12 protein-coding genes are annotated in these 14,290 nt (G+C 73.0%); 4 read left to right on the forward strand and 8 right to left on the reverse strand.

Going from position 1 to position 14,290, the window contains the following annotated elements; all coding sequences use genetic code 11:
* Positions 1–204 precede the first annotated feature (204 nt).
* Both IE134_RS05770 and IE134_RS05775 read left to right on the forward strand, forming a co-directional pair.
* The gene (locus IE134_RS05770; RefSeq protein ID WP_098894412.1) at positions 205–1,098 is read left to right on the forward strand and encodes an endonuclease/exonuclease/phosphatase family protein; all 894 of its coding nucleotides are present in this window, start codon (positions 205–207) and stop codon (positions 1,096–1,098) included.
* Positions 1,099–1,316: 218 nt separating this feature from the next.
* Complete coding sequence (locus tag IE134_RS05775; RefSeq protein ID WP_179887970.1) at positions 1,317–2,495, forward strand: serine hydrolase domain-containing protein; 1,179 nt, start codon at positions 1,317–1,319, stop codon at positions 2,493–2,495.
* Positions 2,496–2,533: 38 nt separating this feature from the next.
* On the opposite strand, the gene IE134_RS05780 is transcribed toward IE134_RS05775, so the two are convergent.
* The 7 genes from IE134_RS05780 to IE134_RS05810 all read right to left on the reverse strand — a co-directional run bounded on the left by IE134_RS05780 (position 2,534) and on the right by IE134_RS05810 (position 11,105).
* On the reverse strand, positions 2,534–4,726 hold the full coding sequence (locus IE134_RS05780; protein ID WP_189429753.1) for a glycosyltransferase family 39 protein: 2,193 nt from the start codon (positions 4,724–4,726) through the stop codon (positions 2,534–2,536).
* A complete protein-coding gene (locus tag IE134_RS05785) occupies positions 4,723–6,069 on the reverse strand; it encodes a bifunctional glycosyltransferase family 2/GtrA family protein (RefSeq protein WP_030707245.1) in 1,347 nt (448 codons plus the stop codon). Before IE134_RS05785 ends, IE134_RS05780 begins: the two co-directional genes overlap by 4 nt.
* A 25-nt stretch (positions 6,070–6,094) precedes the next feature.
* On the reverse strand, positions 6,095–7,738 hold the full coding sequence (locus tag IE134_RS05790; protein WP_030707251.1) for a sensor histidine kinase: 1,644 nt from the start codon (positions 7,736–7,738) through the stop codon (positions 6,095–6,097).
* Positions 7,739–7,746: 8 nt separating this feature from the next.
* The gene (locus tag IE134_RS05795) at positions 7,747–8,493 is read right to left on the reverse strand and encodes a response regulator transcription factor (RefSeq protein WP_032781893.1); all 747 of its coding nucleotides are present in this window, start codon (positions 8,491–8,493) and stop codon (positions 7,747–7,749) included.
* 85 nt (positions 8,494–8,578) lie between these two features.
* The gene (locus IE134_RS05800; protein WP_098019867.1) at positions 8,579–9,472 is read right to left on the reverse strand and encodes an amidohydrolase family protein; all 894 of its coding nucleotides are present in this window, start codon (positions 9,470–9,472) and stop codon (positions 8,579–8,581) included.
* 43 nt (positions 9,473–9,515) lie between these two features.
* Positions 9,516–10,499 carry a DUF2797 domain-containing protein gene (locus IE134_RS05805; protein WP_189429755.1) on the reverse strand — a complete coding sequence of 328 codons (984 nt, stop codon included), beginning with the start codon at positions 10,497–10,499 and terminating at the stop codon, positions 9,516–9,518.
* Positions 10,500–10,508: 9 nt separating this feature from the next.
* Positions 10,509–11,105 carry a hypothetical protein gene (locus tag IE134_RS05810; protein WP_098894417.1) on the reverse strand — a complete coding sequence of 199 codons (597 nt, stop codon included), beginning with the start codon at positions 11,103–11,105 and terminating at the stop codon, positions 10,509–10,511.
* Between the two features lie 119 nt (positions 11,106–11,224).
* Here IE134_RS05810 and sigJ point away from each other — a divergent pair, with 119 nt between their 5' ends.
* Both sigJ and IE134_RS05820 read left to right on the forward strand, forming a co-directional pair.
* Entirely contained in the window at positions 11,225–12,178 is a 954-nt protein-coding gene (gene sigJ / locus IE134_RS05815) for an RNA polymerase sigma factor SigJ (protein WP_030707260.1), read from the forward strand.
* A gap of 93 nt (positions 12,179–12,271) precedes the next feature.
* Positions 12,272–13,471, forward strand: coding sequence for an NAD(P)/FAD-dependent oxidoreductase (locus IE134_RS05820; RefSeq protein WP_189429944.1), 1,200 nt, complete (start codon positions 12,272–12,274; stop codon positions 13,469–13,471).
* Positions 13,472–13,559: 88 nt separating this feature from the next.
* On the opposite strand, the gene IE134_RS05825 is transcribed toward IE134_RS05820, so the two are convergent.
* Positions 13,560–14,114: a signal protein gene (locus tag IE134_RS05825; protein WP_229823347.1), complete on the reverse strand. Its 555-nt coding sequence runs from the start codon at positions 14,112–14,114 to the stop codon at positions 13,560–13,562.
* Positions 14,115–14,290: the final 176 nt, after the last annotated feature.

Genomic DNA, 14,290 nt, shown 5'->3' on the forward strand with positions numbered 1-14,290 from the left:
TGGTGGTGCGGCCGGTGGTTGTACGGCGTACGGGACTCTGTCTTGTACACCGTAAGGCAGTCCCGTACGACGTACAAGTCGATTTCTTTCGAGCCGCACCGGTCGCGCCGCTGGGACCCGAGGGGTGACCCGGCGGTACGGTTCTCGTCGCTTACCTGACAAGTTTTCTGACAAAGTGCGCGATTTCCGGCCCTTGGGAGAGCCATGTCGCTGCGTCGCCGTTCGTCCCGTGTCCCTCAACTGCTCCTCGCCGCCTCCCTTCTGGGAGCGCTCCTCGCACCGCCTGCCGCGGCCGCGTCGGCCCACGGCTCCCCTTCCGGTGAACCGGGCGGGACCGGCGGGACCGGGGGCCGGGGCCTGCCGCTGCGGGTCGCCACGTACAACATCCATGCCGGTGCGGGCATGGACGGTGTCTTCGACCTGGACCGCCAGACCGCCGAACTCCGTTCGCTGAAAGCCGATGTGATCGGGCTTCAGGAGGTCGACCGGCACTGGGGCTCCCGCAGCGAGTGGCGGGATCTCGCGGGCGAACTGGCCCGGCGACTGCGGATGTACGTCTCCTTCGCGCCGATCTACAGCCTCGACCCGGCCGAACCGGGCGGGCCCCGGGCCGAGTACGGGGTGGCCGTGCTGTCGCGGCACCGGATCGTGAGCGCCGAGAACCACGAGATCACCCGCCTCTCGACCCAGGACCCGAACCCGGTGCCCGCACCAGCCCCGGGGTTCGGCGAGGTAGTCGTACGGGTGCGGGGACTGCCGGTGCACGTGTACGTGACCCACCTCGACTACCGCCCGGACCCCGCCGTCCGCGTCGCCCAGGTCGCCGACACCCGGCGGATCATGGCCGAGGACCGGGGCCCGAAGATCCTGCTCGGCGACTTCAACGCCGAGCCCGCCGCCCCCGAACTGGCCCCGCTCTGGCGGGAACTGGCCGACGCGGACCCCGGCGCGCCCACGTTCCCGGCGCAGGACCCGGTCAAGCGGATCGACTTCGTGACGGTGTCGGAGAACAGGATCGGCGTGCGGAGGGCCTGGGTGCCGGAGAGTCTCGCCTCCGACCACCGGGCCGTGGTGGCGGACCTGCTGGTACGGGGGTGACGGCGGGGCGGAGGCAGGCGCGGGGCGACAGGGCCGGGGCCGATGAGCCCGGGGCGAGCCGGGGCCGATGAGCCAGGGCGAGCCGGGGGCGATGAGTCCTGGGCGCTCCCGCAGTCTCCACTTTCGGCTCGCATGCTTCCTTTCGCGGTGAGAAGGCGTCCTCCTCACCGAGGGCCGCCGCGAAAGACCACGCGGAACCGGACGGACGAAGGATGGTCATGACCACCACCACCCTGCACGAACTGCTGGACACCCACATCGCCAGGGGATCGATGCCGGGCGCGGTGGCGCTGGTCGCCCGGGGCGAGCGGGTCGAGGCCGTGTCGGCCGGTACGGCCGGTCGCGCCGGGTCCGCGCCGATGCGGCGGGACTCACTGTTCCGCCTTGCCTCGATCACCAAACCGATCGTGGCGGCGGCCGCCATGACGCTCGTCGAGGACGGCCTGATCGCCCCCGCCGACCCGGTCGCGGCGTGGCTGCCCGAGCTGGCCTCGCCCCTGGTCGTCCGGACCCCGCAGAGCCCGGTCGACGACGTGGTGCCGGCCGTCCGCCCGATCACCCTCCTGGACCTGCTGACCTTCCGGGCCGGCTACGGCTTCCCGTCCGACTTCTCGCTCCCGGCCGTCGCCCCCCTGTTCGAGAAGCTGAAGCAGGGGCCGCCGCAGCCGCAGACCGGTCTCGCACCGGACGCCTGGATGGCCGAACTGTCCCGTATCCCGCTGCTGCACCAGCCGGGCGACGGATGGCTCTACAACACGTGCTCCGACATCCTCGGCGTCCTCGTCGCCCGGGTCGCCGACCGCCCGCTGCCCGCGTATCTGGCGGAGCGGATCTTCGAGCCCCTCGGCATGAAGGACACCGGGTTCTGGGTGGAACCCGCCGCGCTGGGCCGGTTCACCAGCTCCTACCGGGCCGGGAAGGGCGGGGACGGGGCCGATGGCGGTGGCGAGCCCGAGCTGATCGACGCCCCGGACGGGCAGTGGAGCAGCCCGCCCCCGTTCCCGTCCGGCGCCGGGGGCCTCGTCTCGACCGTCGACGACTGGCACGCCTTCGGCCGGATGCTGCTCACCGAGGGCCTGAACGACGCCGGCGACCGGGTGCTGGCCGGCGAGTCCGTCCGCCAGATGATCACCGACCACCTGACGCCGGAGCAGCGCGCCGCGAGCGGGCTGTTCACGGAGGGCCAGGGCTGGGGGTTCGGCGGGGCCGTGGACGTCGAGATCGCCGCCCCCTGGAACGTGCTCGGCCGCTACGGCTGGGTCGGCGGCACCGGCACCACGGCCCACGTCATCCCGGCCACGGGTACGGTCGCCGTCCTGCTCACCCAGATGGAGATGGGCGGACCGGCCGCGCCCGAGGTGATGCGGGACTTCTGGACGTACGCGGCCGGGTTCTGACCCGTTGCGCCGAACCCGGCCGCGTACGCCCCGATCCATCAACTCGTGGGCCGCGTCAGGTCGTAGAACGTGGCGCTGCCGACGGTGACCTCGGTGAAGTTCTCGGTCACCCAGGAGGAGATCTGCGAGGAGGTGCCGGAGGAGCCCATGCCGCCGGGGCCGCCGCCCATGCCGCCTCCGACTTCGCCGGCCGTGCCTCCGCGCATGCCGCCGCCCGTTCCACCGCCCATTCCGCCGCCCGAGACGAAGTAGTGGATCTTCCCTTCCGCCACGTACTTCTTGAACCGGTCGAGCGTCGGCGACGGGTCGCTCCCGTTGAAGCCGCCGATCGCCATCACCGGGTCGCCGGTCGCGAGTTGGTAGCTGGCTGCGTTCTGCGCGCCGACCGCTGCGGCGACCCAGGTGTAGTCGTCCGCGTCCTTCGTCAGGAGCGCCTTCGCCTCGGTATCGACGGTCGCGCCGTTGAGCAGGCCGCCCATGCCGCCGCCTCCGCCGCCACCCCCGCCCCTCATGCCTTCGCCGAAGCCGGGGATGGTGCCGGTACCCGTTCCCGTTCCCGTTCCCGTACCGCCGGGTGCGGTGCCGCCGCCGGGCAGGGTGGGCATGCCGCCCGGAGCGTTGCCCTGCTGGTTGCCCTGCCCCTGCCCCTGACCGGGAGGCTGCTGCATGCCGCCGCGCTGCCCGCCGTCACCGCCGCCGGGTCCACCGGGCCGGCCGCCACCGCCCCCGGGCCCGCCCATGCCGAACCCGCCCGCCGAAGGACCGGCGGTCACGATCGAGCCCTGGTGGCCGCTGTTCAGCGTGTTCACGGTGTACGCGGTCGGCCCCGCCAGCGACGCCGCGCAGCTCAGCCCCACCACGGCGACGGCCAGGCCCCGCCCGCCGAACCGCCCCACGACCAGCAGCCCGAGCGCGCCGACGATCCCGCCCGCGAGCACCGCCCACCGCAGCCACGGCAGGTAGTCCGGGGTGCGGCCCAGCAGGACGTACGCCCAGAGCGCCGTCGCGAGGACCGTGCCCGCGAGCACCGCGCGCGGCCACCAGGCCGACCGCTCCTCCCAGAGCACCGTGACCCCCATGGCGACGAGCGCCGCGACGTACGGGGCGAGGGCCACCGTGTAGTACTGGTGGAAGATCCCGGCCATGAAGCTGAACACCGCCGCGGTCATCACCAGCGCACCGCCCCAGGCGAGGAACGCCGCCCGGGCGGTGTCCGTCCGCCCCGCCTTCCGGGTCAGCCAGAGACCGGCCACCAGCAGGATCAGCGCGGCCGGGAGCAGCCAGGCGATCTGGCCGCCGACCTCGGAGTTGAACATCCGCCCGATGCCGGTCTCGCCCCAGCCACCGCCGCCCCCACGGCCGCCGCCCCCGCCGACGCTTCCGGTCTCCTCGCCGTTGATGCGGCCGAGGCCGTTGTAGCCGAAGGTCAGCTCCAGGAACGAGTTGTTCTGCGAGCCACCGACGTACGGTCGCGAGGACGCCGGCATCAGCTCCACGATCGCGACCCACCAGCCGCCGGCGACCACCATCGTCAGCGCGGAGAGCGCGAGTTGGCCGATCCGCTTCCGTACGGGAACGGGGGCGCACACCGCGTACAGCACGGCCAGCGGCGGCAGGATCAGGAACGCCTGGAGGGTCTTCGTCAGGAACGCGAGACCCACTGCCGCCCCCGCCCACAGCAGCCACGTCGTCCGGCCCCGCTCCAGCGCCCGCAGCACGCACCACACGGTGACGGTCATCAGCAACGCCAGCAGCGCGTCCGGGTTGTTGAAGCGGAACATCAGCGCGGCGACCGGCGTCAGCGCGAAGACCGCGACCGCGATCAGCCCGGCGACCGGCCCGAAGCGACGGCGTACGGCGGAATTGAGCACGGCCGCCGTGGCGAGCGCCATCAGGACCTGAGGGGCCAGGATCGCCCAGGAGTTGAGCCCGAAGAGCCGAACGGAGAGGGCCATCGGCCAGAGGGCGGCCGGGGGCTTGTCGACGGTGATCGCGTTCGCGGAGTCCAGCGAGCCGAAGAAGAGGGCCTTCCAGCTCTGGCTGCCCGCCTGGACGGCTGCGGAGTAGAAGGAGTTGGCGTAGCCGGAGGCGCTGAGGTTGGAGAAGTAGGCGAGGCCGACGGCGAGCAGCAGCCCGTACAGCGCGGGGCGCGCCCAGCGGGGGCCCGGGCCGGAGCCGCGATCGGGTTCCGGAGGCGGGGCGGTGGTGATCGTGGCCGTGGCCGTGGTCATCGGAGATCCTCGGGTTCGGGGCAGGCGCGGGCCGGGAAGACCCAGGCGCGCAGGAGCAGGAAGCGCAGCACGGTGGCGGCGAGGTTGGCGGTGATCAGGACGGCCAGCTCCGTGCCGTGCGAGGGTGAGCCGGAGGCCGCGCCGAGCGCCGCGAGGGAGCCGCTGGTCAGCGCGAGGCCGATCGCGAAGACGACCAGGCCCTGGGCCTGATGGCGGACGGCTCCGCTCCGGCCGCGTACCCCGAAGGTGAGCCGGCGGTTCGCGGCGGTGTTGGCGACGGCGGAGACGAGCAGCGCGCCGCCGTTGGCGACCTGCGGGCCGACACCGAGCCGGAAGAGGGAGTAGAGGGCGAGGTAGAAGAGGGTGGAGAGGACCCCCACGGCACAGAATCCGATGAGCTGGCGGGCCAGTCCGCGCTCCACCCCGGTCAGCGCCCGGTCGCGCGGATCGTCCCCGAAGGGCCGGGCCAGACGGTCCAGCGGCAGCGCGCCGACGGCCAGCGCCCGCCCCACCCGCCACACGCCTTTCAGGTCCTCGGTGGCCGTCCGCACGATGTGGACGGTCGAGTCGGGGTCGTCGATCCAGTCGACGGGCACCTCGTGGATGCGCAGCCCGGCCCGTTCGGCGAGGACGAGCAGCTCGGTGTCGAAGAACCAGCCGCTGTCCTCCACCATCGGCAGCAGCCGCTCGGCGACCTCGCGCCGGATCGCCTTGAACCCGCACTGGGCGTCGCTGAACCCGGCGGCGAGGGACGAGCGCAGGATCAGGTTGTAGGCGCGCGAGATGAACTCCCGCTTCGTTCCCCGCACCACCCGCGAACTCCGGGCCAGCCGCGAGCCGATGGCCAGGTCGGAGTGGCCGGAGATCAGCGGGGCGACCAAGGGGAGGAGAGCGTTGAGGTCGGTGGAGAGGTCGACGTCCATGTAGGCGAGGACCGGGGCGTCGGAGGCCGACCACACCGTCCGCAGGGCCCGCCCGCGTCCCTTCTCCTCCAGCCGGACGTACCGCACCCCGGGCACCTCGACGGCGAGCGCGGCGGCCACGGCCGGGGTGGCGTCGGTGCTGGCGTTGTCGGCGACGGTGATGCGGAAGGGGTACGGGAAGGTCCGCGCGAGATGGGCGTGGAGGCGGACGACGCAGGGGTGGAGGTCCTTCTCCTCGTTGTACACGGGGACGACGACGTCGAGCACGGGGGCGGCGGAGGTCACGGCGACCGGCTGCCGGGCCGGAAGGTGCTCCCGGCCCGGCAGCCGGCCGTGGGCCTCTCCGTCCCCGCCGTCCCTGCTGCTACTGCGGCGGCCGGTCGTTCCGGGGCCGCTCCGGAGGCTGCTGTCGGTGGTCATGTTCCGACGTTCGCCAACCGCGCTGTCACACCGGTGTGGTGAGCCTGTCCCCGACCTGTGAGTCGATGCCCGGTGTGCCGTCCGCCAGCAGCTGGACCGCGAAGACCGTGCGGCCCGGCGCGGACTCCACCCGTACGCGGCCGCCGTGCGCGGAGACGACGGCCTGCACGATGGCGAGGCCGAGCCCGGTGGAACCGGTCGCTCCGCCGCCGTCCGCGCCCCGCGCCCGGGACGCGTCCCCCCGCGCGAACCGTTCGAAGACGTGCGGCAGCAGCTCAGCCGGGATGCCGGGCCCGTCGTCCCGCACCTCCACCGTGACCGGCTCCCCACCCCGTACGGGCGGCTGGACGGAGACGGTGACGGTGGTCCCCGGCGGGGTGTGCGTACGGGCGTTGGCGAGCAGGTTGACCAGCACCTGCTGGAGCCGCTCGGGATCGGCGCGTACGGTCACGGGCTCAGCCGCGTCCGGCAGTTCGAGCCGCCAGTGGTGGCGGGCGGTGCCGGGGCCGGTTTCCGGTCGGTGCGGGGCACCCGGGCCGGCGCCCGGCCCCTCCGCTCCTGTTCCGTCCGCCGCCCGGGCGTCGCTCACCGCGTCCACGACCAGCGGAAGCAGATCGGTGGTGCCGTACGAGAGCGGACGCCCGGCGTCCAGCCGGGCCAGCAGCAGCAGATCCTCCACCAGGCCCGTCATCCGGTCCGCCTCCGACTCGATCCGCCCGAGCGCGTGCCGGGTGACCGGATCGGGCTCCGGGCCCGCCGCTCCTCCGCCGGCGCGGCGGGTCAGCTCGGCGTAGCCCCGGATCGAAGCCAGCGGCGTACGCAGTTCATGGCTCGCGTCGGCGACGAACTGCCGGACCCGCGTCTCGCTCTCCTGGCGGGAGGCGAGCGCCGAACCGACGTGTCCCAGCATCCGGTTGAGCGCCGCGCCCACCTGCCCGACCTCGGTACGGGGATCGGCCTCGGCGTCCGGGACGCGTTCGAGGAGCGCCACCTCGCCGCTGTGCAGCGGGAGTTCCGAGACCCGGGTGGCCGTGGCGGCGACCCGGCGCAACGGCCGCAGGGCGACCCCGACGAGCACGGTACCCGCGATCGAGGCGGCGATGAGCCCGGCGGCGGTGACGCAGACCTCGACGACGATCAAGGTGGTCAGCGCCCCGCTCACCTCGGCGCTGGGGATGCCGACGAGGACGGTGTCGCCCTCGGCGGTGGTCGTGGCCTCGACCCGGTAGCCGCCGAGGCCGGGCAGATCGACGCTCCGGGTGCCCTCACCGGCCCCCGGGGCGGCGTTCTCCAGCGCGGTCCGCTGCTCCCCGGTCAGCGGCTTCGCGCTCTCCTGGGCGCGGAGTCCGCTGTCCTCGACGACCTTCGACGCGGTGACGTCCCCGTCGGCGTCGACGAGCGCCCCGAACGTGCCGAGCGGCTGCCCGCCGCCGCCGACGAAGCCGAGCGGACCCGCCTCACGCAGCGAATCGGGCAACGGGAGCGGACCGGGCGGCCGTTGGGCGCGCTCGACGACGGAGTGCAGCTGGTCGTCGAGCTTGCCGTACATGTAGCTGTGGAAGGCGATCGCGGTGACGGACCCGATGACGGCCGCGACGACGGCGATCAGGGACACGGCGGAGACGACGAGCCGGGTCCGCAGCGTCCAGGGCCTGCGCGGCAGTGTCATGCGGGCCCCTACTCACCGGGCTTGATCAGATACCCCGCGCCGCGCCGGGTGTGGATCATCGGCGTGCGCCCGGCGTCGATCTTCTTGCGGAGGTAGGAGATGTAGAGCTCGACGACGTTGGCCTGGCCGCCGAAGTCGTAGTTCCAGACCCGGTCGAGGATCTGCGCCTTGCTGAGCACCCGGCGCGGGTTGCGCATCAGGAAGCGCAGCAGCTCGAACTCGGTGGCGGTGACGTGGATCGCCTGCCCGCCCCGCCACACCTCGTGGCTGTCCTCGTCGAGCACCAGGTCCCCGACGGTCAGCGTGGACTCGCCGCGCCCGGCGGCGACGGCCGAGCCCGAGCGGCGGATGAGCCCGCGCAGCCGGGCCACGACCTCCTCCAGGCTGAACGGCTTGGTGACGTAGTCGTCGCCGCCCGCGGTGAGCCCGGCGATCCGGTCCTCGACGGCGTCCCGGGCGGTCAGGAAGAGCACCGGCACATCGGCGTACTCGCGGCGCATCCGGCCCAGCACGGCCAGCCCGTCCATGTCCGGGAGCATCACGTCCAGGACCACCGCGTCCGGCCGGAAGTCGCGGGCCGCCCGGACCGCCGCGGCCCCGTTCCCGGCGCTGCGCACCTCCCACCCCTCGTAACGCAGGGCCATCGAGAGCAGCTCGGTGAGCGGAGCCTCGTCGTCCACGACCAGGACCCGGACGGGAGTACGGTCCGGCCTGAGCAGTTCGGTACGCCCCTGGGGCGCGGTCGTCGTCGTCATGGGCCCACTCTGTGAGGCGCCCGTGAGAGAAGCCTGACCCGTTCCTGTGAATTCCCTGAGAAAGCGGTCCGGTTTCAGCAGGCCCTTAAGCCTCCGGAGCCTCCGGCAGCTTGAACAAGGCAGCCGCGTTCCCGTGACAGACCGCCCGCAACCACGCATCGCCCAGCCCGAGCCGCTCCAACGCCTCCAGCTGGTGGACATACGGGTAGGGAATGTTCGGGAAGTCCGTCCCCAGCAGGATGCGCTCCCCGAGGTCGGCGAGCCGCCCGCGTTCGGCCGCCGGGAAGGGGCTGAGCCGCTCGCTGAAGTCGGTGAACGCCATGGTCGTGTCGAGCCGGACCTCCGGATACGCCTCCGCTAGCGCCAGGAACTCCGCGTACTCCGGCATCCCCATGTGCGCGACGATCAGCCGCAGCCGGGGGTGCCGGGCCAGCAGCCGCCCGATCGGCTCCGGCCCGGTGAACTTGCCCGGCGCGGGCCCCGACCCGCAGTGCATGACCACCGGAATCCCGGCCTCCGCGAGCAGCCCCCACACCGGGTCCAGCAACGGATCATTGGCGTCGTAGGCACCCACCTGAAGGTGCGACTTGAACACCCGGGCCCCCGCCTCGACGGCCTCCTTCACGTACACCTCGACGCCCTCCTCCGGGAAGAGGGTCGCGGTGTGCAGGCAGTCGGGGGTCCGGCCGGCGAAGTCGGCGGCCCAGCCGTTCAGCCAGCGGGCCATACCGGGCTTGTGCGGGTAGAGCATGGCGGTGAACCGGACCACCCCGAACGCCCGCAGCAGATCGAGCCGCCGCTCCTCCTCGTACCGGTAGGTGATCGGCCACTCCAGCCCGGTGAGCGGCCCGGCCGCGTCGAAGTAGGCCCACACCTTGCGCAGGACCTGCTCGGGCATGAAGTGGGTGTGCACGTCGATGATCCCGGGCAGCCCGAGCCGCTCCCGGAACCGCACCACGTCATCGCTTCCCGTTTCCATGCGCAGGCCTTTCGCCGGTCGTCCGGAACGACCACCCGGTCGTTCAGAACAACCCACCCTGCACACCGCCGCCGCCGATGTCGATGAGGGGGACACGTACATCGCTCCCGGTCACCTCGGTCGCCCCGGTCGCGCGGGTCACCGCCGTCAGGTCCCAGCCGGTGATCAGCCGCGTATCCAGCACGACCACGCCCCCGTCCGCCACCGCGAGGTGCAGATCGGGCCCGGCCGCCGCGACGAGCCGCCCCGCGACGACGCCGCCGTCGACCAGCTCCCGTACCGCCCGGACGGGAGCGGGCGCACTTTCCCGTACCGACCGGCCGGGCGCGGGATCGGCATCGGCATCGGCATCGGGCGCACGGTCGAGCCCGAAGACGCCCACCTGGTCGACTACTTCGAGGGGCAGCCGCTCCAACGACTCAGGCCAGCCCCGCCCTTCGAGCGCCGCCGCCCGCGCGTACAGCTCCGCCACCGCCCCGGCCCGCTCCTCCGGCCCCGGCAACTGCCCGCGTACGGCCCGCTTCCTGGCGTACGGGATCCGGTCGGGCACCCCGAGGGCCGCCCGCAGCACCTCCTCGGTCCGCCGGGCCGCCATGAGGGGCCCGCGCCCCAGCCAGCTGAAGGCCACGGCCCCCTGCTCCCGCAGCCGGGCGGCCCCGCGCTCCTCCCCGGTGATCCCGACCTTGACCATGCCGGGCCCGAACCAGGCGAGGTACACACGGTACGTCCGGGGGTCGTCCGCCATCGTGTCGGCGGCCACCGAATGCGCCCGGTCCAGCCGCGCGCACTCGGCGCACCGCCCCCCGGTCGAGCGCCCCGGCACGACGGCCCCCAGCGGGCACACGTTCCCCCGGGCCCCCACGCAGTGCCGCTCCCCGACGGCCCGAAACCCGAGGCCGGTCCCGTACGCGAGCACGCTCACCCGCCGGTCACCACCCCGGCTCCACCCCAGCTCGGGCACCTCCCGGGGCCACCGCACCCCGGCACACCGCCACCCACCACCGGATTCCCGGACCGCACACGTCATCCGGAGATGCTAAGCGCGCCCTCCGACACCCTCGATCCCCCCGACGCCACCGACGCCACCGACGCCACCGACACCACCGACACCTTCGATCCGCTGCCGCATCGCGACCATGCGCCGCACGAAGCGCCGGTTGAACCAGATCATCCAGCTCATGAACGCCACACCGAAGCCGAGCGTCCACAGCCCCGCCGGGACATCGCCGGAGGTGAACCAGAGCAACGGCATCCCCAGGAAGATCACCCCGAGCATGGGGAAGGCCCACCGGCGACTGCGCCGCAGCTTCTCCTCCCGCCGCCGGATCAGCCGGACCATGGCCTCCTGCTCGGCCGGGTCGTCGGGCAGCTCACCGTTCTTCGCGATGCGCCGCTCCAGCTCCGGCACCCTGTCGGGCTCGGTGCCCACGGCCTTCGCGTCCTGCCGCCTGCGCCGCATCAGGAACCACGTCAGGAAACCGGCGTAGAAGACACCCCCGACCAACGCCTCCGGCCACGCGGACCAGCCGCGGAACCCCAGCCGAACGGCGACCCCGATCACCAGCACCAGCAGCCCGATGACCCACCACTGATCACGCCAACGCCCCTGCTGCGCCTGCCCCTTCGATCCCACTGTGCCCACCTCCGAACGGAGGGGCGCCCAGCACGCCCCGTAACTCGTCGGCTACCCCGCCCCCGCCACGACGAACGGCCGCTCCCGCCCCCGCGCCCCTCCCCGTTAGGATCCGGACCATGGCGCTGACCGGGAACCAGATGGACCAGTTCGAGGCTGCCATGCCCCGCCTCAAGGCCATCGCCTACCGCCTCCTCGGCTCGGCGAGCGATGCCGAGGACGCCGTACAGGACACGTTCCTGCGCTGGCAGGCCGCCGACATCGACCGCATCGAGGTCCCCGCGGCCTGGCTGACGAAGGTCCTCACCAACCTCTGCCTCAACGAGCTCACCTCGGCGCGCGCCCGCCGCGAGACGTACGTGGGCCAGTGGCTGCCGGAGCCGCTGCTCGCGGGCGACCCGATGCTCGGCCCGGCCGACACCGCCGAGCAGCGCGAGTCGGTCTCGTTCGCGGTCCTCGCGCTGATGGAGCGGCTGTCCCCCAACGAGCGGGTGGTGTACGTGCTGCGGGAGGCCTTCGGCTACCCGCACCGGAGGATCGCGGAGATCCTGGACATCACGGAGGCGTCCGCCCAGCAGATCCTCCACCGCGCCAAGAAGCACATCGCGGCGGGCCGGACCCGTACCGAGATCGACGAGGCGGCCGCCCGGCGCATCGTCGAGGAGTTCCTCACGGCGGCCACCAGCGGCCGGACCGAACCGCTGGTCCAGCTGCTCACCGCGGACGCCATCGCGATCGGCGACGGCGGCGGAAAGGTACCGGCCCGCGCGAAGGCGTTCGAGGGGGCCGTGGCCGTCGCGAAGTTCATGCGGAGCCTGTTCACCCCCAACCAGGCCGCCCGCCGCCTCATCGGCGGCACCGCGGAGATCCACGTCTCGTCCGCCAACGGGCTGCCCGCCCTGGTGGTCCTGGTCGACGGCCGGGTCATGGGGGTGGTCTGCCTGGAGTTCACGCCGGACGGCATCGCCGCGTTCCGCAGCCAGGTCAACCCCGACAAGCTCGAACGCGCGACGCGGCAGTGGGGGGCGACGGACCACGGAACTCCCCTCCTCACCATCCCTCAACACATGTGACCCACGTCACACGCACCACCTGTCAGGAATCGACGGCCTGCCCGGTTCAAGGGGCGAAACCGCGCGAGACAGGAGTGCAGGGACATGCAGAACATGCGGCAGACCATCCAGCAGCACCGCGTCGTCGTCATCGGAGCCGGATACACCGGGGCGACCGCCGCCGGACGCCTCGCCAGGCGGCTGCGCGGCGAGGACGTCTCCATCACCCTCGTCAACGCCGAGGCGGACTTCGTCGAGCGCGTCCGGATGCACCAGCTGGCGGTGGGCCAGCCCCTCCGCCCCCGCCCCTTCGACGAGATGTTCGCCGGTACGGGCGTCGAGCTGCGCCTCGGGCGGGTGACGGGCATCGACGTCGACCGCAGGACGGTGACGGTCACCGGCGCGGACGGGGCTTCGGACCTGGAGTACGACACCCTCGTCTACGCCCTCGGCAGTGCCTGGAACACCCAGGGCGTCCCGGGCACCACGGAGCACGCCCACGAGATCGCCGGCCGCGACGGAGCCCTGCGCCTGCGCGACCGCCTGGCCGCGCTCGCCCCCGGCAGCCCCGTGACCGTCGTCGGCGGCGGCCTCACCGGCGTCGAGGCCGCGACGGAACTGGCCGAGACCCGCCCGGACCTCGACGTCTCCCTGATCGCCCGGGCCGGACTGGGCGACTGGCTCTCCCCCAAGGGCGCGCGCCACCTGCAGAAGGTGTTCAGCAACCTGCGGATCACCACCCACGAACACACCACCGTCCTCGCCGTGCACGCAGACCGCGTCACCACCCCCCAGGGCGACATCCCGGCCGCGGTCACCATCTGGACGACGGGCTTCGCGGTCCACCCGATCGCCCGGGCCACGACACTGGAGACCGGCGACACGGGCCAGATCACGGTCGACGCCACGATGCGTTCGGTCTCCCACCCGGACGTGTACGCCATCGGCGACGCGGCCCTGGTGACCGGCCCCGGCGACAAGCCGCTGCGCATGTCGTGCGCCTCGGGCGTCCCCACCGCCTGGCAGGCGGCCGACGCCATCGCGGCCCGCCTCACCGACAGCAAGCTCCCGACGATCTCGGCCCGCTACTTCAACCAGTGCATCTCGCTGGGCCGCAAGGAGGGCCTGATCCAGTACGTCACCGCCGACGACCGGGCCGTCGACGCAGCCCTGACCGGCCGCCTGGCGGCGCTCTACAAGGAGTTGGTCTGCAAGGGCGCGGCCTGGGGCGTGGCGAACCCGACGCTGGGCCTGCCGACCCGCCGTCGCCGGGTGACGGCGGAGCGGGCGCGGGTGGGCGTGCCGGCGGCTTGAGGTTACGGCGGTCCGGGCGGGACTCTCGAACTCCCTCTGAGAGCCCCGCCCCACCGAGCGCCGTCTCCCGCCTGCCCGACCCGGCGTTCTAAGAGGCGGCGACCGTCAACGCGTAGTCCACGCCGATGGAGAAGTCGCCCGACCGTCCACGAATCACCAGTGAATGCGCTCCGGGCTCCAGGGGCGGCACCTGCACCCAGAGGCCACACCCGGTGGCGATGAAGATCCCTTCCTCCCCGGTGACCGCGTTGCCCGGAGCCCCCTCCACCACGATGTCGTCGCCTTCATGGGCCTCCGGTTCCACTGGCTCACCGTCGAGCACGACGGTCCCCTGGGCTTCACGCATGAAGGCTGCACAACTCTGCCGGTCTCCGTAGGAGTTGATCACGGGCACGACGATCGGCCGCCCGTGGGGAACGCGGCAGTCACGCTTGACCTGACCGCCGAAGGTGCCGGCCAGGAACCAGACGTCGCGCGGCTGATGACGTCCGCACATGCTCCCGTCCGTGTCAGCGACAGGGTTGGTCGCCTCGGGCTCCGAGGCAGCCCAGGTCCACCATCGGCCCTGCAACTCGGCAGACGTGTCCCGCGCGTTCGCCGCCACGGACCCGGCATCCGCTGCATCCCCCGGATCGTCGGCCACCCGTGTCCCACACCCCGCCAGGGCCACCAGCACTACGGCAGTCAGCCCCGCCGCCCCACCCCTGAACCTCATCCGTCCCCTCCCACCCGCGCGCGCCTCCCCGGGCAACCGACGGCGCGACATGAGCGGTCACCCTATCCACGGCCCCGGAACCGAACGCGCGCCGAACGCACTCG

Source organism: Streptomyces rubiginosohelvolus (assembly GCF_014649875.1).
Classification (GTDB): domain Bacteria; phylum Actinomycetota; class Actinomycetes; order Streptomycetales; family Streptomycetaceae; genus Streptomyces; species Streptomyces rubiginosohelvolus.